Annotated in this window: 17 protein-coding genes; 13 read left to right on the top strand and 4 right to left on the bottom strand. The window is 33.4% G+C overall.

Translation table 11 applies throughout. From position 1 onward, the window contains the following. Positions 1–257: 257 nt before the first annotated feature. Positions 258–1,187 carry a VanW family protein gene (locus ACQKP0_RS18900; protein ID WP_427407389.1) on the bottom strand — a complete coding sequence of 310 codons (930 nt, stop codon included), beginning with the start codon at positions 1,185–1,187 and terminating at the stop codon, positions 258–260. A gap of 508 nt (positions 1,188–1,695) precedes the next feature. On the opposite strand from ACQKP0_RS18900, the gene ACQKP0_RS18895 reads away from it, so the two are divergent. The 10 genes from ACQKP0_RS18895 to ACQKP0_RS18850 all read left to right on the top strand — a co-directional run bounded on the left by ACQKP0_RS18895 (position 1,696) and on the right by ACQKP0_RS18850 (position 13,358). Continuing rightward, positions 1,696–2,013: a hypothetical protein gene (locus tag ACQKP0_RS18895; protein WP_427407388.1), complete on the top strand. Its 318-nt coding sequence runs from the start codon at positions 1,696–1,698 to the stop codon at positions 2,011–2,013. Positions 2,014–2,239: 226 nt separating this feature from the next. Further along, positions 2,240–3,547 carry an ABC transporter substrate-binding protein gene (locus ACQKP0_RS18890; RefSeq protein WP_427407387.1) on the top strand — a complete coding sequence of 436 codons (1,308 nt, stop codon included), beginning with the start codon at positions 2,240–2,242 and terminating at the stop codon, positions 3,545–3,547. Between the two features lie 75 nt (positions 3,548–3,622). Beyond that, a complete protein-coding gene (locus ACQKP0_RS18885) occupies positions 3,623–4,483 on the top strand; it encodes a carbohydrate ABC transporter permease (protein ID WP_427407386.1) in 861 nt (286 codons plus the stop codon). After that, on the top strand, positions 4,483–5,304 hold the full coding sequence (locus tag ACQKP0_RS18880; RefSeq protein WP_427407385.1) for a carbohydrate ABC transporter permease: 822 nt from the start codon (positions 4,483–4,485) through the stop codon (positions 5,302–5,304). Before ACQKP0_RS18885 ends, ACQKP0_RS18880 begins: the two co-directional genes overlap by 1 nt. Positions 5,305–5,375: 71 nt before the next feature. Beyond that, positions 5,376–6,398 carry a LacI family DNA-binding transcriptional regulator gene (locus ACQKP0_RS18875; protein WP_427407384.1) on the top strand — a complete coding sequence of 341 codons (1,023 nt, stop codon included), beginning with the start codon at positions 5,376–5,378 and terminating at the stop codon, positions 6,396–6,398. Positions 6,399–6,443: 45 nt separating this feature from the next. Next, the gene (locus ACQKP0_RS18870) at positions 6,444–8,132 is read left to right on the top strand and encodes a glycoside hydrolase family 13 protein (protein ID WP_427407383.1); all 1,689 of its coding nucleotides are present in this window, start codon (positions 6,444–6,446) and stop codon (positions 8,130–8,132) included. Between the two features lie 261 nt (positions 8,133–8,393). After that, entirely contained in the window at positions 8,394–10,055 is a 1,662-nt protein-coding gene (locus ACQKP0_RS18865) for a glycoside hydrolase family 13 protein (RefSeq protein ID WP_427407382.1), read from the top strand. Positions 10,056–10,251: 196 nt separating this feature from the next. Next, the gene (locus ACQKP0_RS18860) at positions 10,252–11,241 is read left to right on the top strand and encodes a glycosyltransferase family 2 protein (protein WP_427407381.1); all 990 of its coding nucleotides are present in this window, start codon (positions 10,252–10,254) and stop codon (positions 11,239–11,241) included. After that, positions 11,238–11,666, top strand: a complete 429-nt coding sequence (locus ACQKP0_RS18855) for a GtrA family protein (protein WP_427407380.1) — start codon at positions 11,238–11,240, stop codon at positions 11,664–11,666. The genes ACQKP0_RS18860 and ACQKP0_RS18855 overlap by 4 nt, the downstream gene beginning before the upstream one ends. Before the next feature lie 6 nt (positions 11,667–11,672). Then, complete coding sequence (locus tag ACQKP0_RS18850; RefSeq protein ID WP_427407379.1) at positions 11,673–13,358, top strand: DUF6044 family protein; 1,686 nt, start codon at positions 11,673–11,675, stop codon at positions 13,356–13,358. Between the two features lie 42 nt (positions 13,359–13,400). Here the strand turns inward: ACQKP0_RS18850 and ACQKP0_RS18845 are convergent, their stop codons facing one another. Together ACQKP0_RS18845 and ACQKP0_RS18840 are read right to left on the bottom strand one after the other, a co-directional pair. Continuing rightward, positions 13,401–14,594: an aminotransferase gene (locus ACQKP0_RS18845; protein WP_427407378.1), complete on the bottom strand. Its 1,194-nt coding sequence runs from the start codon at positions 14,592–14,594 to the stop codon at positions 13,401–13,403. Continuing rightward, the gene (locus ACQKP0_RS18840) at positions 14,591–15,085 is read right to left on the bottom strand and encodes an Lrp/AsnC family transcriptional regulator (protein ID WP_427407377.1); all 495 of its coding nucleotides are present in this window, start codon (positions 15,083–15,085) and stop codon (positions 14,591–14,593) included. Before ACQKP0_RS18840 ends, ACQKP0_RS18845 begins: the two co-directional genes overlap by 4 nt. A gap of 166 nt (positions 15,086–15,251) precedes the next feature. On the opposite strand from ACQKP0_RS18840, the gene ACQKP0_RS18835 reads away from it, so the two are divergent. Together ACQKP0_RS18835 and ACQKP0_RS18830 are read left to right on the top strand one after the other, a co-directional pair. Further along, entirely contained in the window at positions 15,252–15,665 is a 414-nt protein-coding gene (locus ACQKP0_RS18835) for an Rrf2 family transcriptional regulator (protein WP_427407376.1), read from the top strand. A 68-nt stretch (positions 15,666–15,733) separates the two neighbouring features. After that, complete coding sequence (locus tag ACQKP0_RS18830; protein ID WP_427407375.1) at positions 15,734–16,369, top strand: NAD(P)-dependent oxidoreductase; 636 nt, start codon at positions 15,734–15,736, stop codon at positions 16,367–16,369. 255 nt (positions 16,370–16,624) lie between these two features. On the opposite strand, the gene mgtE is transcribed toward ACQKP0_RS18830, so the two are convergent. Further along, entirely contained in the window at positions 16,625–17,971 is a 1,347-nt protein-coding gene (gene mgtE, locus ACQKP0_RS18825) for a magnesium transporter (protein ID WP_427407449.1), read from the bottom strand. A gap of 368 nt (positions 17,972–18,339) precedes the next feature. On the opposite strand from mgtE, the gene ACQKP0_RS18820 reads away from it, so the two are divergent. Continuing rightward, positions 18,340–18,990 carry a DUF1232 domain-containing protein gene (locus ACQKP0_RS18820; protein WP_427407448.1) on the top strand — a complete coding sequence of 217 codons (651 nt, stop codon included), beginning with the start codon at positions 18,340–18,342 and terminating at the stop codon, positions 18,988–18,990. The last annotated feature ends 20 nt before the right edge of the window (positions 18,991–19,010 follow it).

Below are 19,010 nucleotides of genomic sequence, written 5' to 3'. Positions count from 1 at the left end.
TTGTTAGTATTAATTTCAAGCGAATGACCGATATATTGGAGTATGACCGAAAAATAAAGAGAATTGGCTGATATATTTCCAGTATGACCGAAAAATAAAGAGATTTGACCGATATATTTCCAATATGACCGATAAATTAAAATATTGCCTAATATAAATTGAAAATTGATCGATATTTTTCCCATTCAGGTGGAACCCAAAGTTAAAAACGGACATAATGAAAAATATGTCCGTTTTTCTGCGAAAAAATCCAGATATTATCTATTCCTATTCACCTCAGACTCAATCGGCACCTCTTTTGGCAGTCTATACGAAGCACTAGGAATTTTTCTCTGCTTATTATTAATAGCGTCTGAAGAATAGAGAAGGATCCTTACTGTGCCTCCATATACTTTGGACCGAATAAGTATTGGCTGGGTGTATTTGTTTGTAAAACGAAAATCTGGCCCATACCAACTAACGGTTGCGTCCCTTCCAGGTGGAACATAGGCAACCCGCTTGCTATGGGAGTAGCGTTCTGTAATAGCTAATCCAGCATTATCAACTGCATTAAATAATGTGGAAGAAATTTGACATATCCCCCCGCCAATATCTTCTGACATCTCTCCACGTACAATAACGGGTGCACGTAAATACCCTTTTTCCTTTGTCCGTTTGCCGACTACTTTGTTAAATGAAAAAGTCTCACCGGGAAATACAACATGATTGTCGATTGCTTTACTTGCTAATAAAATATTGTTGGAACGCTCCTTGTTATTCGAATTAAAATAGGTAGCGTAATGACCAATTTGATTTACTCTAATATGTGAGAGCAGTTCGCTATCAACATGTGGATATAAAGTATGCAATGGTGCTTCTACGAAAAGTGATCCTTTATTGAAAAAATATGTATAAAATAAACGTTTAAATTCTTCATGATTAAGTTTGTATCCAACTTTTTCGGAAACGATATTCCCATGGTCATCAATTGTAGCATTTGTAGGCGGTTTATAAATAGTCTTATTTAGATTTTGTAAAAATGCCTTATAGTTTTTTTGATTGATGAGTGGAATATCTATTAAAGGATTAGAAAAATAAACTCGATTCACATTAGCAATCGTATTTCCTTCGTGCGTAACAAATAAATTATCAGGTAGATCGCTTTGGTTTCCAATCATTAAAAGAGCTGATAACCAGAGAACTTTCATATATGACATACCTCCCAAATTTAGTATGGGTAGTGATGTCCTTTTTCATGTGAATAAAATGAATGATTGACCAAAAAAGCAGCCTTTAAAAATTTTAAGGCTGATAACTATCATTTAAGATTTAACATCAAACTCTTCTTTTAAATCATCTCTGCTGTATAAGAAATAAGTCTCCAGTATGGTAACCATCCTTTCCCATTTATTTACTCTATCACCATAATAAAGATCCATGTAGTTAGTCGTGATAACAACATCTTCTTTTTTTATGTGCTCATTATTTTAACTATTTTGTATATCTAAAGACCTATTTTTAATTCATATAAGGGTAATCGATTCATTGATTTTTCCTTTTTATATTTTAAGAAAATAGTACAAAGGATGCTGTTGTTTTGGAAATAGTTTAAGCAAATGGGCTTTTTAAATGGAACTTTATGACTAGAAAAGGAAATTTATTAAGAAAAAATTGGATAATAGTACTATTCTCTCATTTTTACTAATTATTTTTTCAGTGGATTATTTAATTTTAATTTTTAAAGTAAGGCCAGATCTTTATGAATCGATTGCTACTAAACTTGTTATATTAAATACAGATAAAGCAAATCAAGTTTTAATGAAGATAAAAAATAAAAGCATTAAATGCTGCAAATACGATATAAGAAACTTCCATACAAAAGAATTAATTTTTATGGAAGTTTTTTTATTTACTATTAGAATATTTGAGCGATTATTTTCAGTTGTAACCGCATCTGCATCAATTGAAAAGATAAAAATTTTACATAACTCTAAAAAATATTATTGTAAATCAAAAAAGCGTGTGCTAATATAATGACATAAGTTAATGCAACCGTTTGCACTACTTTTGATGCACAAATATAAATAGACAAGATTAGATATTTTTTTATCATGTTATGAAAGCGTTTAATCTATTAAAGTATATAATTATTAATATGATAAAAAGAATCTCATGAATTGTCGAAGTTTGTGCAAACGATTTCCTAAGTAGGCAGCGATTACATGAATAGTAGTTAAAACAATTAATGGGGGTAATATGCGTGAGAGCGAAAAAACTCTTTCCAGCAATTTTTGCATTTCTACTTTTAGTAAGTGTTGGATTAGTAGGTTGTTCATCAAAGGATAGTTCAAAAGGTGGAAACGGATCTTCAAAAGACGATGTAGTCGTTGATATTTTCCAATTTAAAGTAGAATTTAAAGATCAATTTAAAGCGATTGCAAAAAAATACGAAGATGAGCATAAAGGCGTAAAGATTAACATTACTACTGTAGGCGGCGGAGAAGATTATGGCGCTGCACTAAAATCAAAATTTGCATCTGGTAATGAACCAACTATTTACAATGTAGGCGGACCGCAGGATGTTCAAGATTGGGAAGGGAAATTAGCTGATTTATCTGATACAAAGGCTGCTTCACTAGCATTAAACGGAACTCTTGAAGGGGTTAAAAAAGATAATCAAGTTTTAGGACTTCCATATAATCAAGAGGGATATGGTCTAATTTATAATACGAAAATTTTTGAAAAAGCAGGTATTGATCCTAAGAAGATTACTTCTTATGCTGCTTTAGAAGATGCAGTGAAAACTTTAGATAGTAAGAAAAAGGATTTAGGTCTTGAATCAGTATTTGCTTTACCTGCCAAAGAAACATGGGTAACTGGTTTACATTTATCAAATACTTTCATATCACCAGAATTTAATGGCAATGTTTTGGATGCCTATAATGCGAAAAAGGTTGACTTCAAATATGGTGATTCTTTTAAAAAGGTACTTGATTTACAAAACAAATATTCTGCACAACCAACAGTAAGTCTTGACTATTCTCAACAGGTAGAAGAGTTATTCTCTACTGGTAAAGTCGCAATTATTCAACAAGGTAACTGGGTTTATGGTTCGATTGCTGGAATTGACCAAGATTTAGCAGACAATGGAGTAGGTATTCTACCGATTCCTGTTGTAGGATTTAAGGAAGATTCTATTCCTGTTGGAGTACCAATGTATTGGGCAGTAAACAAAAATAAAGATTCAAAAGAAGTAGCTGAGGCGAAGAAATTTTTAGATTGGTTATATACATCTGATACAGGAAAAGAAGCTGTCATTAACGATTTTAAATTTATTCCTGCCTATGATGGTTTTGATGCAAGTAAAATTTCTGATCCGCTTGCAAAAGCTGTTTATCAATATGCACAAGATGGCAAAACAATTGGATGGGTATTTATGGGTTACCCTACTGGCTGGGGACAAGATAAATTAGGTGTAAATATCCAAAAATATTTAAGCGGAAAAATGAGCTGGGATGAATTAATTAAGGATTCAAAAACAGCTTGGGAAGCAGGAAGAAATAAATAATGTACATCAAATAGGAAAATAGAGAACAAGGCAGCTAAGATTAGTTGCTTTGTTTTCTAATTTGGAGGAAATATCATGAAAAAACGAAATTTATGGTATTGGCTATTTTTGGCGCCAACTCTTATTGCACTTGCGATAGTGGTCATTTTACCGTTGATTTTTGGGGTTTATTATTCCTTTACAAACTGGAATGGGATCCAAACAACGAAATTTTTAGGTTTTGAAAATTATATCAATCTATTTAAAGATAAGGAATTTTTGGCTTCCTTATGGTTTACCGCGAAATTTTCTATTATTTCGGTGTTTCTTATTAACTTTTTTGGCTTATCCTTAGCCCTTATCGTTACCCAAAAAATGAAATCAAGTAAAATATTGAGAACGATATTCTTTATGCCAAATTTAATCGGTGGACTTATACTAGGGTTCATTTGGCAATTTATCTTTATTAAGGTTTTTGGTGGAATTGGTGATTTACTAGGAATTGAAGCATTAAAGGGATGGCTTGCTACTCCTGAAACAGGATTTTGGGCACTGGCAATCTTAATGAGCTGGCAAATGTCAGGATATATTATGGTGATCTATATTTCATACCTTGAAAGCGTCCCTCAGGAATTACTAGAAGCGGCAGAGATAGATGGTGCGAATAGTTTTCAACGTTTTTATCATGTAACATTTCCACTTGTTGCACCAGCTTTTACAGTTAGTTTGTTTTTAACTTTATCTAATTCATTTAAATTATATGACCAGAACCTTTCGTTAACAGGTGGAGGACCATTTAATTCAACACAAATGGTTGCTATGGAGATTTTTAAAACAGCATTCTCACAAAATGCGATGGCTTATGCACAGTCTAAGGCAGTTATATTCTTTATCATTGTTGCAGTTATTTCACTAACACAGGTTTACATCAATAAAAAGCGGGAGGTTGAGATGTAGTGGGGAGAAAAAAGAAACAAACATATATAGTTGGAACGATTGGAATTATTCTAGCTCTAATCTGGATTTCACCGTTTTATTTGATGATAGTAAATTCTTTGAAAACTAAGCGAGAGATTTTTACAAATACATTGAAGCTTCCAGAAAAGTTTACGCTAGATAATTACGTTGAAGCTTTTGCTCAGCTAGATTTTTTTAAAACATTATTTAATTCTATCCTCATAACCGTTGTAGCGGTTGTTGTTATTATTACCTTTTCATCGATGGCTGCTTATGCACTATCAAGAAGAAAAGGCAAAATAAGTTCGCTTATTTTCTTTTTATTTGTGGCAGCGATGCTAATTCCATTTCAATCAGTGATGATTCCACTCGTTTCGATTTTTGGGAAAATGGAATTACTTAATAGATTTGGAATTATTTTAATGTATTTAGGTTTTGGATCGAGTCTTTCCATCTTTTTATATCACGGAACTTTGTCTGGAATCTCAAAATCTCTTGATGAGGCTGCGACTATTGATGGAGCGAATCGTTTTCAAGTATTTTGGTACATTATTTTCCCAATGTTAAAACCAATTACTGTAACTGTTGCTATTCTAAATATTATTTGGATTTGGAACGATTATTTATTACCTTCACTTGTTATTAATAAGGAAGGAATGGAAACGATTCCGTTAAAAATGTTCTTCTTCTTCGGTGAATATACAAAACAATGGCATTTAGCATTAGCGGGATTAACGATTGCTATCATACCGGTCATTATTGTTTATTTCTTCCTACAAAAACAAATCATTAAAGGAATTTCGGAAGGATCGGTAAAATAAGCATTATATTCCATAAAAGAATAGTTTTAAATACAATTAGCTTACATTTGACTGACGGGGGATTTTAAAAAATGGCAGTTACAATAAAAGATGTAGCACGGGCAGCTCAAGTGTCACCTTCAACTGTTTCAAGAGTCATTGCCGACAACCCGCGAATAAGTGAAGAGACAAAGAAACGTGTACGGGAAGCCATGGAGGAACTAGGCTATCATCCAAACTTCCAAGCGAGAAGCTTAGTGGTGAAAAGCACGAATACGATTGGAATTATCATGCCTAATTCGGCGACTCAAGTATTTGAAAACCCGTTTTTCCCCGAGGTTCTTAGGGGAATAAGTTTAATTGCACATGACCACAAGTACGGAATTTATTTATCAACAGGTGCAACTCAAGACGAAATATTCGAGGAAGTTGTCCAAATGGTTCAGGGAAGACGTGTAGATGGAATCATTCTTCTCTATTCAAAAACAGATGATAAAATCATGAAATATTTACTTGATGAGGAGTTTCCTTTCACTGTTATTGGTCGTCCATATTTGAATGCTGAGCGAATCACATATGTCGATAATGATAATATTTATACGACGAAACAAATAACAGACTATCTCATTAACTTAGGACATCAAAATATTTCATTTGTTGGAGTTAATTTAGAGGTTGTCTTTACATTGGATCGTTTAGAGGGATACAGACAAGCATTACTTGAGGCTGGTCTTCCATATGATGAAAAAAATATTGTTTATGAGGATAGCTTAAAAGACGGGAAGGACGTTATAAAAAAACTCCTTTCTTCTAGTAAGCCGCCAACTGCACTTGTTGTAACAGATGACTTTGTTGCTATCGAGTTAATGAGTTATGTTGAGGAATTAAATATTCAGGTTCCAGAAGATTTATCAATTGTAAGCTTTAACAATATTATGCTTGCAAAGCATTTAAGACCTCCATTAACATCAGTAGACATTGATATTTTTCAGCTAGGGATTGAAGCAGCTAATTGTTTAATTGAAAAAGTAAAAAATCCTGAAACTTTACCGAAACGAATAACAATCCCTGCTAAAATGATTGAACGAAAATCATGTACTTCTATTGAACAGTAAAGATAAGACAATTTCATTACAAGGAAATGGATGTGGAATGAGACAATGGAAAGTCGAGTTTGGTGGAAGGAAAGCGTAGTTTATCAAATATATCCTAGAAGCTTTAATGATTCAAATGGTGACGGAATTGGGGATCTAAAGGGAATAACCAATAAACTTGATTACTTAAAAGAGCTGGGTATTGATGTTATTTGGTTATCTCCTGTTTATCAATCCCCTAATGATGATAATGGGTATGATATAAGTGATTACCGGGTAATTATGGACGATTTTGGCACAATGGATGATTTTGATGAACTGCTCCGCGAATTGCATAGTAGAGGTATGAAGTTAATGATGGATTTGGTTGTTAATCATACTTCAGATGAGCATGAATGGTTTAAGCAGTCAAAAAAATCTAAAGATAGTCCTTATCGGGACTATTATTATTGGAGACCGGGTAAAAACGGAGAAGAGCCAAATAATTGGGAATCTGTATTCAGTGGATCTGCTTGGGAATATGATGAGAACACAAATGAATATTTTTTACATCTTTTTAGTAAAAAACAGCCTGATTTAAATTGGGAAAATCCAAAAGTTCGAAATGAAGTATACGATATGATGAGGTTCTGGTTAGATAAAGGCATTGATGGATTACGAATGGATGTCATCAATTTTATTTCTAAAGTTCCTAGCTTACCGGATGGAGATCCAATTCAGGGGAGAAAATATATTTCTGGTTCTACGTTTTTTATGAATGGGCCAAGAATTCATGAATTTTTACAGGAAATGAATCAGGAAGTTCTCTCAAAATATGAAATTATGACAGTTGGTGAAATGCCTGGAGTAGATATTGATTTGGCTAAACAATATACAGGCGAAGATCGAAATGAATTAAATATGGTATTTCAATTTGAACATGTTGACCTTGATTCTGGTCCTAATGGAAAATGGGATTTAAAACCACTTCAATTAAAAGATTTAAAAGCTACTTTTACAAAATGGCAAAAAGGGCTTGAAGGGGTTGGCTGGAACAGTCTTTACTTAAATAATCATGATCAACCAAGAATGGTTTCAAGGTTTGGTAATGATCAGGAATATTGGAAGGAATCAGCAAAAATGCTTGCTACTTTTCTTCATTTCCAAAAAGGAACTCCTTATATATATCAGGGAGAAGAGCTAGGAATGACCAATGTTCAATTCCAATCAATCGATGATTATAAAGATATTGAAACACTAAATATGTATAGAGAAAAAATAAGCGAAAACGAAAGTAAATATTCGCAAATCATGGAATCGATTTACGTGAAAGGGAGAGATAATGCGAGAACGCCGATGCAATGGAGTGATCGTATAAATGGAGGATTTACTACTGGAACCCCATGGATACAAGTGAATCCGAATTATAAACATATCAATGCCATGCAGCAGCTAGAAGATGAACATTCCATTTTCAATTATTATAAAAGATTAATAGATCTTCGAAAAAAACACGAAATCATTGTATACGGTTCCTATGATTTAATATTGCCTGATCATAATGAAATCTATGCGTATACTCGTACATTAGGTGATGAAAAGCTCTTAGTAATTTTAAACTTCTCAAAAGAGAAACCAACATTTGAACTTCCAAAAACAATTCATTTTAAGAAAAAAGCATTATTGATTAGTAATTATGAAGTCAATGATGATGCATCGATAGAGAACATCGAACTGTTACCTTTTGAAGCAAGAGTTTATAAATTATCAGTATAGGCTCTTTTCAAAACTTTGTTGCTTAAATCAATAAGTAAAAATCGGTAAAGATTTTACGAAGTAAATATCTACTTGGATTTTTACGATTCGAATTTGTCGTCTAATTTGAAATGGAGACTTAATATTTAGGGAAAAGAGCACGTCTCCAAAATTGAAATAGAATTTGCATACTTCCGAAAAGCAACAATATATGAAAGAAGCCTTTATATAAGAATGCTTCAGATAACATCCTATGATAAAAGAGAAAAGTGAGGAAAATTTATGAAGCAAGCATGGTGGAAAGAAGCAGTGGCTTATCAGATATACCCTAGAAGTTTTATGGATTCAAATGGTGATGGAATTGGAGATTTAAAAGGGATTATTTCTAAGCTTGATTATTTGAAGGAATTAGGAATTGATGTCATTTGGATTTGTCCGATGTATAAATCACCTAATGATGATAACGGCTACGATATTAGTGACTATCAAGATATTATGGACGAATTTGGTACAATGAAGGATTTTGATTTGCTGCTGGAGGAAGTTCATCGAAAAGGAATGAAGTTGATCATTGATCTAGTCATAAATCATACGAGTGATGAACATCCATGGTTTATTGAATCTAGATCTTCTGTAGATAGTCCAAAAAGAGACTGGTATATTTGGCGCGATGGAAAAGACGGGAAAGAACCTAATAATTGGGAAAGTATTTTTGGAGGATCAGCTTGGGAATATGATGAAATGACTAATCAATTTTTCCTTCACATTTTTTCAAGAAAACAACCAGATTTAAACTGGGAAAATAAAGAAGTTAGAACTGCTCTATATAAAATGATGAACTGGTGGATGGATAAAGGGATTGATGGCTTTCGCGTGGATGCAATCAGTCATATTAAAAAAGAAGACGGTCTTCATGATATGCCAAACCCATTAGGTCTAACATATGTTTCTTCCTTTGATAAACATATGAATGTTGAAGGCATTCAACCGTTTCTAGAAGAATTAAAGCAAGAAACCTTCTCCAAGTACGATATTATGACAGTCGGTGAAGCGAACGGCGTGAGCATTGATGAGGCGGAAATTTGGGTCGGTGAAGATAAAGGGAAATTTAATATGGTATTCCAATTTGAGCATCTAAGCTTGTGGGATGCAGAAAATAAAAAAAATATTGATATCGTCGAATTGAAAAAGGTATTAAGTAGATGGCAAAAAGGTTTAGAAAATAAAGGTTGGAACGCCTTGTTTATCGAAAATCATGATAAAGCACGTGTTGTTTCAACATGGGGAAATGACAAAGACTATTGGCGAGAAAGTGCTACTGCACTGGGAGCGATGTATTTCCTCATGCAAGGAACTCCATTCATTTACCAAGGTCAAGAAATAGGAATGACAAATGTGAAATTCAATACCATTGATGAGTATGATGATGTCGCAACGAAAAATTTGTATCAGATTAAAATCAATGAAGGAATACCTCACGAGCAAATTATGCAAATCATTTGGGATTCAAGCCGTGATAATTCAAGAACTCCTATGCAATGGTCTAATGAATCACATGCCGGATTTACAATAGGAACTTCATGGATTGGAGTAAATCCGAATTATAAAGAGATTAATGTTGAAAGACAAAAGGATGATCCTAATTCAATTTATCATTTTTATAAAAAAATGATTGCCTTGAAGAAAAGTAATAAAGTTTTCACCTATGGCGTATATGATTTACTTTTGGAAGATCATCCACAAATTTTTGCTTACACACGGACATTAGAAAAGGAAAAAGTGCTTATACTTACGAATTTGTCCGATCAAGCTGCATCCTACTCATTCAATGAAATATCATTGAAATTTGATCAATTAATCCTCCAAAACTATGATGTTGAGGAACATGGAGAAATTAGTCATTGTAACTTAAAGCCTTACGAAGCAAGAGTATATAAAATTTAATTTACAGAAGTATCAAGAATGGACTTTCTTTTTAAGGATTGTCCATTTTTTTTATTTAAGTCTTTTTTCGTGGGAATAATTATAGGAGATTTTCACCTATTTATTAAGATTATCTTAAGAATTTTAAAAAAACTTTTGCATTTATTTATTAAGTAGTATAATTTGGAAGAAATGTATAAAAAAACGAGGTGTTTTAATGGAACAGCCCATCTTAACTATTGTTGTACCTTGTTATAACGAAGAGGAAGTTTTTGAAACAACTTGTAATCAGTTGAAAGATGTTATTAATCGCCTAATTAACGAAAAATACATAGGAATAGAAAGTAAGTTATTATTTGTAGATGATGGCAGTAAAGATTCCACTTGGGATCATATTGTCCAAGCTTATCAAAATGATCAATCAGTTAATGGTCTTAAGCTATCACGTAATTTTGGCCACCAAAAAGCACTACTTGCTGGTTTAGGGGAAGCGGTAAAATATTCAGATTGTATTATTTCTATTGATGCTGACCTCCAGGATGATATACATGTAATTAAGGAATTTATTCTTAAATATCTACAAGGTTATGATGTTGTATATGGTGTTAGGAAAAAAAGAGATTCTGATACATTTTTTAAAAGAACGACAGCTCAAGGTTTCTATAGCTTTATGAAAAAACTTGGATTGCCTTTAGTTTATAATCATGCAGATTATCGGCTGATGAGTAGAAGGGCCTTAGAGCAAATGCTTCGTTTTAAAGAGACAAATCTTTTCTTAAGAGGGATTGTTCCCTTAGTAGGGTTTAAATCTACAAATGTTTATTATGATCGGAAAGAAAGAGAAGCGGGAGAATCAAAATATCCTTTAGCGAAAATGATTGCGTTTGCTCTCGACGGTATAACATCCTTTAGTGTCAAACCAATCCGTTTCATTACTTTGTTAGGATTTTTCGCTTCATTTATTAGTTTAATTGCGGGTATTTACGTCTTAATTCAAAAATTTATGGGTCATACCGAATCGGGATGGGCATCGCTTATGATTTCTATATGGTTTATCGGAGGGCTGCTGATGATGAGCATCGGTTTTATTGGTGAGTATGTAGGCAAAATTTATGAAGAAGTAAAGAATCGTCCAAGGTTTATTGTTGAAGAAAAAGTATTTAAACATGTAGAAACTTCCCATTTAGAATCAAGGATTCATAAATGATACTGAAGCATTCATTCATCAAATTTTTGGTTGTTGGGGTGATTAATACATGTATTGGGTTGTCAGTCATTTTTATTTGTTTAAAATTGTTCAACCTAAATTATTGGATATCGACATTTATCGGAAATGCCATTGGTGCGATTGTCAGTTACTTTCTTAATAAAAGTATAACCTTTCAAAGTGATGCTCCGTTAGTAAAGAGTATGATTCGGTTCATACTTGTTATTTTATTTTGTTATTTTATTTCCTATAAATTAGGATTAAGCTTATCAAAATGGATGTTTGAACAGTGGGATTTTTTACCTGACTCATATGATCATGAGGCTGCTGTTTTGTTAGGCAGTGGGTTATACACAATCACTAATTATTTTGGGCAACGATTTGTAGTTTTTAATAGAAATCCGTTACAAAGAACAGGGAGTTAATTTTTAATGGGTATTGGTAGAGGTTTACAAAATAAAGAAAGACTATATATGTTAATTGCTATTCTTATTATTTTAATATGGGTAGCCCCATATTTTATCCTCGGACAAGATGCTCATGTACGTGTACATGATAATTTGGATTCTAATTTAGGCTGGTATAAGGTTCTTAAGGAAAGTGGCCAGCTTTTTGCTCCAATTGATGCACCCTTTCAACAAATATTTAATGGAGAAATGACAAGAGATGCTTTTTATTCTCAATTTAATGGGATGATCATTTTATTTAGCTTGCTTACTCCAATGATTGCATATGGAGTGAGCCAGCTTATCACTAGGGTACTTGCTTTTATCGGTATGTATCTCCTTTTAAAAAAGTATGTCATTAAAGAAAGACCTTTAGGACTTATACAAGTTGGAGCAGCATTAACTTTTGCATTAACCCCTTATTGGCCATCAGGAATGTTGAGCATTTTAGGTATGCCTTTAGCACTCTGGGCGTTTTTAAATATACGTAATGGCGAGAAGTCCTGGGTTAATTATGTGATCCTAACGATTCTTCCATTTCTATCGAGCTTTGTTCTTGGTTTTTTCTTTTTCTTGTCCGGGATGGGGATTTTTTGGTTAGTAGATATTATCCGAACAAAAAAATGGAACTTAAAATTTTTCTTTTCTATAGCGTATATGACCGTTATTTATTTATTGATTGACTATAGGTTGGTTGCTTCTATGCTCCTACCGCATGAGCCGACAAATAGAGATGCTTTTTATGAATCAAAAAATAGTTTGATTGAAACTTTTACGTTAATCTTAAAAAATTATGTATTTAGTCATAATCAAGATCGTACAGTTTCAGAACTAATTATTCTTCCACTTACGATCGTAACCTTAGTGATTATCCTGGCAAAAAAGCAATGGAAAAAAGAAAAGCTGTTTATTGGGTTGCATATATTAAATCTTCTCCTATCCATTTGGTATGCATTTTGGTTTTATGAAGGATGGCAGCCATTGAAGGATCGAGTAGGCTTACTAACTAGTTTTAATTTTGCTCGTTATCATTATTTAAGGCCGCTTGTAATCTATGCTCTATTTGCTCTTTCACTTCGATATATTTGGCAGCTTGGAAAGTGGGGGAAATCAGTTGCGATTATTTGTATCATCGCTCAGATATATGTGTTAATTCCCTACAATGAACAAATAGCATATAAAAATCAGCCTTCTTATCGACAGTATTTTGCGGAGGAGCAATTTAATGAGATTAAAAAATTTATTGGGAAGCCTGTTGAAAAATATCGAGTAGTTAGTATTGGGATGCATCCTGATATTGCACAATATAATGGTTTTTATACTTTAGATAGTTATAGTAATCTCTATCCACTTTCTTACAAGGAGGAGTTTCGGAAAATTATTGCTCCAGAGCTCTCAAAAAGTAAATATTTAGCTGACTATTATGATCACTGGGGTGGCAGAGTTTATGTCTTTGTTGATGAGCTTGGTAAACATTATATGTTTTCCAAAAACTCGAGTATGAAGATTACAAATTTACAATTAAATATAAAACAATTAAAACAAATGGGCGGGGAGTATATTATTTCTGCTGTGCCAATTTTAAATGCAGAGGAAAATAAATTATCATTACAAAAAGTATTTGAATCAAATACATCATATTGGAAGATTTATCTATATCATGTCAAATAAGGGGGGCAAAAATGCCCCCTATTAAATCAATGATTTAGCAACTTATTTTTGATACTTTTCCACAAATCGCTTTATTCTTGTCAGAGCTTCTTGTAATAAATCAATGCTAGTTGCATAGCTGCATCTAACATGACCTTCACCACTTTCCCCAAATACGGATCCAGGAACGACAGCCACCTGTTCTTCAAATAATAATTTTTCAGCAAAATCATTACTCGTTAACCCTGTAGATGTAATATTAGGAAAGACATAGAATGCTCCACCTGGTATATGGCAAGGTAATCCCATTTCATTGAGCTCTTCTACAATATAGTTTCTTCTACTATGATAGCTTCTCACCATTTTTTTTACTTCATCATTTCCGTGTTTAAGGGCCTCTATTGCTGCAAACTGAGACATAGTTGGGGCACACATAATCGCATATTGATGAATTTTTAACATTGCTTGTAGAATTTCGACGGGACCGCATACAAATCCTAATCTCCACCCCGTCATGGCAAAGGCTTTAGAAAAACCATTCATTAAGATGGTTCGTTCCCGCATACCAGGTATGGCTGCGAAGCTAGTATAAGGTTCATCATAAGAAAGTTGCGCATAAATCTCATCTGAGAAAACGAGCAAATTATGCTGAATTACAACATTTGCAATATCCTCTAATTCTTTTTTATTTAATACTGTACCAGTTGGATTATTTGGTGAACAAATGATTATGCCTTTTGTTTTATCAGTAATCAATGATTCAATTTGCTCGGCTTGAATTTTGAAATCATGTTCTGGTAATGCTTGTACAGTTACAGCTTTTCCGCCAGCAAGTTCGACAATAGGTACATAAGATACGAAACAAGGCTCTACAACAATAATCTCATCTCCTGGATTAATTACCGCTCGGAGTGCAATATCAAGTGCTTCAGATGCGCCAACGGTCACGATAATTTCATTTTCAGGTGAATAATGTATATGAAATTGTTTTTGTACATAATTTGATATTTCTTTCCGAAGCTCTAATAGACCAGCATTCGGAGAATATGCAGTATAGCCTTCTTCCAATGACAAAATACTTGCTTCTCTGAAATTCCAAGGTGTGACAAAATCAGGTTCTCCAACACCTAAAGAAATGACGTTTTCCATTTGAGTGGCTAAATCAAAAAAACGTCGAATGCCTGATGGCTTAATCGATTTTGCGGTTTCTGATAAAAAGCTTGCAGGGTTAAAATGTTCTATCTGATTTATTTTCATGGTTGTATCATAATCCTTCTATCTTTTTCTCCTTCACCAAAAATAACCCCATCGTGCTTGTATTTTTTTAAAATAAAATGGGTAGCAGTCGAGATTACAGAATCGATCGTTGCTAATTTATCTGATACAAAACTTGCAACTTCAAGCATAGATTTTCCTTCCACCACTACAGATAAATCATATGCACCGCTCATTAAATATACTGATTTTACTTGCGGATACCGATAAATACGTTCAGCAACTGCATCAAATCCAACTCCACGTTTCGGGGTTACCTTTACATCTATTAAAGCTGTAATCATTTCTTGATCGTTTATTTTTGACCAATTAATCACAGAAATATAGCTGGCAATAATTTTGCGATTTTCTAGGTCTTTAATGATTTCAGCTACTTTTTCCTCTGTCATATTTACCATCTTTGCTAGTGTATCTAAAGGAATTCTACCGTTTTTTTCAATAATCTCTAAAATTCTTATGACGTTTTCATCCATGTTTGATAATTCCTTTCTTACTATAATAACAATTAGTATTATAGCAAAAAAGTTTTAAGAAAAATTAAAGATTTTAAATAAAGAGGAAAAAACATTGTGGAAACAAATTAAGTCTATTGACAATTTCACTTTTTGTAACTAAAATAGTTACAAGGTGGTGGACGTTATGATAAATACTCGTTTTGCTGTCGCCATTCATATACTTTCTTTAGTTGCTTCTACGAAAGAGCGCGAAAAACTTACTTCAGATTGGATAGCAGCAAGTGTAAACACTAATCCTGTAGTAATAAGAAGAATTAGTGGCATGCTAAAAAAGGCTGGACTTTTAGAATCACAAGTTGGAATTCCAGGTTCAATTTTAACTAAGCTCCCTTCTAATATCACTTTATTAGAGGTTTATAAAGCTGTTCAACCAAAAGAAGAACTGTTTGCCTTACATGATAAACCGAATCCGGAATGTCCAGTCGGTAAAAGAATTCAATCAACCTTGGATGATGTTTTTCACTCAATCCAGACAGAAATGGAAAGTAAGTTGGCAAGTCAGACATTACAAGACGTTTTGGATCATCTCTTTCAATAGAGAGGATCTTTTTTACCACTAACATGTAACTGATTTTGTTACAACATTTATCTTAGGAGGATAATATTATGAAAATAGGTATCATTGGTGCAAGTGGAAAAGCAGGCAGCTTTATTTTGAAAGAAGCAGTTGACCGTGGACACGAAGTAACAGCAATTGTAAGAAATGCTGCTAAAGTGACTGACAAGAATGTTGCTATATTGGAAAAGGATATATTCTCTTTAACTGCAGAGGATGTTCAAGCATTTGATGTAATTGTTAATGCATTTGCAGCTCCTGCAGGGCAGGAACATCTTCATGTTGAGGCGGGAAGAAAATTAATCGAACTTCTACAAAATGCTCCAAAAACAAAATTATTTGTCGTAGGTGGAGCTGGCAGTCTATTTGTTGATGAAGAGAAAACTATTCGTGTGTTCGAAACACCTGATTTCCCTAGCATGTTTTTAGCTACTGCTCAAAATCAAGGCAAAAATCTAGAGGATTTACAAAACTCTTCAATTACTTGGACTTTCCTAAGCCCTTCAGCATTCTTTGATCCGGAAGGACCAAGAACTGGAAAATACGAAGCTGGAAAAGATCATTTACTAGTTAATTCTAAAGGTGAAAGCTATGTAAGCTATGCGGATTATGCTATTGCCGTTTTAGACGAAATTGAAAATCCAAAACATATCAATGAACGTTTTACTGTTGTATCTGAAAAATAAATGCAAAAAAGGCTGATCTTTTGATTAGCCTTTTTTTTATATTCTTTAAAAGGTAAGAAAGTATAAAATTTACTAGGGATATTAGACATGAAAAGTGTCTGCTATGTCTAGCTCCAGCGCCTATCGGCTAGCGGATTTCTCCGTCTTCTCCCTACGATAAGCGGGCATCGACTCGTCCCTCGCCGTGTCTCCTTTATCTCAGTCGAAGACTACGAAATCCGTACGCCGATGACCAAGACGCTTGCGCTTTTCTTACTACATTAATTTAGAAATAAACGCTGTAGCAATTCCAAAGTATATTAATAATGACAAAATATCATTCAATGTGGTTATTAAGGGACCAGAAGCCACTGCTGGGTCAATTTTAAACCGATAAAGGATGAGAGGAATGATCGTTCCAGCAAGAGTACCAATAATTAGTGTCATCACCAATGAACTACCGACGACCAATCCTAGAACAGGATTCCCTTGCCAAACATAAGCAATAATTGAAATTAAAATTCCACAAGTAATACCGATTATTATTCCTACTGAGAGCTCTCGAGAAATCAGTTTAAAAACTACCTTCTTATCAATGTCGCGAGTAGCAAGACCCCTTACTACAACAGCTAAGGATTGAGTACCTGTATTTCCAGTCATCCCTGCGATCATAGGCATAAAGAAAGCTAAAGCCACTACCTTAGATAATGTATTTTCGAAACCACTAATAATGGTACCTGATACAAGACCAATAAATAAAAGTAAAATAAGCCATGGGAGCCTTCGATATGCGGCCACATATGCCTTCGTATCAAAATCGATTGCTTTACCAGATGCAGAAAGTTTTTCAATATCCTCATTTGCTTCTTGAATAACGACGTCAATGATATCGTCGACAGTTACAATTCCCACTAACTCATGGTTATTCTCTACTACGGGAATAGCTAAAAAATCGTATCTTTCAATCACTCGAGCCACTTCTTCTTGGTCAGCATCTGTTGAGACAGAAATTACGCGGCTAAACATAATATCATGAATTTTTTCATATTCATCTGCTAAAATTAAATCTCGGTAGGATACAACACCTACTAATTTTTTGTCATGGTCAATTACATATAAATAATTTATAGTCTCTGAGAATTCTGCAAATATTTTAAGCTTATCGACTGTTTCACGAACAGTGTAGTGTTGAGGAATCCACACAAAACGATTGGTCATTAATCTTCCCGCTGTTTCCGGTGGATAGTTCATGATATTTTGAACAATTTTCGATTCTTCTTGTTTCATTCCCGAAAGAAGTTCATCGATTTTATCAGGAGATAAATTCTCAAATAATGATGCTAAATCGTCATTATCCATTAGATCCATTACTTGACCTGATTTTTCAACACCTAATTTTGCAAGAACTTTTAATTGGTGTTCCTTATCAAGTTCCTCAATAAGTTCCGCAATTTGTTCGGGGTAAAGAAATAATAAGAAGCGAGTGTAATGCTTTTCTGGAAGACTTTCGAATATTCGTGCTATATCATAAGGCTGGAGTTCTTCCAAGACAACTTGAAACTCCCTCCTTTTTCCCTCTTTTATATATTTTATGATTTGAAGAATGATTTGGTCTTCTGCCATGCTGTTTACCAACTTAGACACTCCTTTTTGGAAGAAGATGTACTCGCAATTATTGTTGCCATTTCGTACAGATTTTACAAAGCCTATTAGTAAAAAACACCCTCGACGAAGAGGATGTTTATTTGATCACCGACTCTTACATTTATACGTAGAAAACCTTGTAATGTCAACAATTATTTTATTAATCTATTAACTTTAAATCCTCGAACGTTACCTTAATTATGTTGACAAATCGTCAACGAAATTGTATAGTTCAAAGGAACATTTACATTTTAATAATTACGTCGATATATAGCAATTTTTATTAATAAATTATTAGTAGTATTTTCATTTTGTCACTTAAATTAACGATGAAAGGAATCATAAATATGTCAGAAGAAAGTAAAAACAATAATCTAGGCTTGATGTTAAAAGAATTATTAAAAAATCGTTCATTGTCAATGCGGAAACTTAGTCAGCTTACTGATATCGATACAGCTACAATTTCAAGGATTATAAACGGAAAACGAAAAGCAAATCCAGAACATTTACAAAAATTTGCTGAATGCCTTAAAGTTCCTATGTCAGATTTATTTATAGCAGCAGGATATCCTATTGAACAGAATCAAGAGATGGATCAATCAGATATCCATACGTCTATCGACAGCATTCAAAATTTTCTTGAATCCTCTAATCTATATGATAAAACGTTTTCTATCGTAAGTGTTGAACAAGAATTAGCGAAGTATAAACAATATACACAAACAGAAGAGGGAAAAGAAACCATTCTAAATAAATTTGAGGAAAAGCTTCAAAAAGTGGGGAGTATCGGTCCATTTATTAGCAATTTGAAAGAAATGTATGAGAAATTCCGTCTAAATAAAGGTACAGCTGTTGAACTTGCTCTAATTGGAAGCGCATTAATTTATTTCATTTTACCAGTAGATGTTATCCCTGATTATATATTTCCAGTCGGCTATTTAGACGATGCAATCGCTGTAAAACTTGTTCTAAATTTACTTACAAGAACAGATGCATAAGCGCCTTTATTAGCCACGTG

This window comes from Heyndrickxia sp. NPDC080065 (assembly GCF_050281185.1).
GTDB lineage: Bacteria > Bacillota > Bacilli > Bacillales > Bacillaceae_C > Heyndrickxia.
The sequence above is the reverse complement of the archived record's forward strand: the minus strand, read 5'-3'. Positions and strand labels throughout refer to the sequence as shown.

Excerpts from the sequence above, each read along its gene's own strand:
- ACQKP0_RS18855 (WP_427407380.1), top strand. The coding sequence starts at position 11,238 with ATGATACTGAAGCATTCATTCATCAAATTTTTGGTTGTTGGGGTGATT.
- ACQKP0_RS18840 (WP_427407377.1), bottom strand. The coding sequence starts at position 15,085 with ATGGATGAAAACGTCATAAGAATTTTAGAGATTATTGAAAAAAACGGT.
- ACQKP0_RS18900 (WP_427407389.1), bottom strand. The coding sequence starts at position 1,187 with ATGAAAGTTCTCTGGTTATCAGCTCTTTTAATGATTGGAAACCAAAGC.
- ACQKP0_RS18875 (WP_427407384.1), top strand. The coding sequence starts at position 5,376 with ATGGCAGTTACAATAAAAGATGTAGCACGGGCAGCTCAAGTGTCACCT.
- ACQKP0_RS18835 (WP_427407376.1), top strand. The coding sequence starts at position 15,252 with ATGATAAATACTCGTTTTGCTGTCGCCATTCATATACTTTCTTTAGTT.
- ACQKP0_RS18865 (WP_427407382.1), top strand. The coding sequence starts at position 8,394 with ATGAAGCAAGCATGGTGGAAAGAAGCAGTGGCTTATCAGATATACCCT.
- mgtE (WP_427407449.1), bottom strand. The coding sequence starts at position 17,971 with ATGGCAGAAGACCAAATCATTCTTCAAATCATAAAATATATAAAAGAG.
- ACQKP0_RS18845 (WP_427407378.1), bottom strand. The coding sequence starts at position 14,594 with ATGAAAATAAATCAGATAGAACATTTTAACCCTGCAAGCTTTTTATCA.
- ACQKP0_RS18860 (WP_427407381.1), top strand. The coding sequence starts at position 10,252 with ATGGAACAGCCCATCTTAACTATTGTTGTACCTTGTTATAACGAAGAG.
- ACQKP0_RS18830 (WP_427407375.1), top strand. The coding sequence starts at position 15,734 with ATGAAAATAGGTATCATTGGTGCAAGTGGAAAAGCAGGCAGCTTTATT.
- ACQKP0_RS18885 (WP_427407386.1), top strand. The coding sequence starts at position 3,623 with ATGAAAAAACGAAATTTATGGTATTGGCTATTTTTGGCGCCAACTCTT.
- ACQKP0_RS18850 (WP_427407379.1), top strand. The coding sequence starts at position 11,673 with ATGGGTATTGGTAGAGGTTTACAAAATAAAGAAAGACTATATATGTTA.
- ACQKP0_RS18820 (WP_427407448.1), top strand. The coding sequence starts at position 18,340 with ATGTCAGAAGAAAGTAAAAACAATAATCTAGGCTTGATGTTAAAAGAA.
- ACQKP0_RS18870 (WP_427407383.1), top strand. The coding sequence starts at position 6,444 with ATGGAAAGTCGAGTTTGGTGGAAGGAAAGCGTAGTTTATCAAATATAT.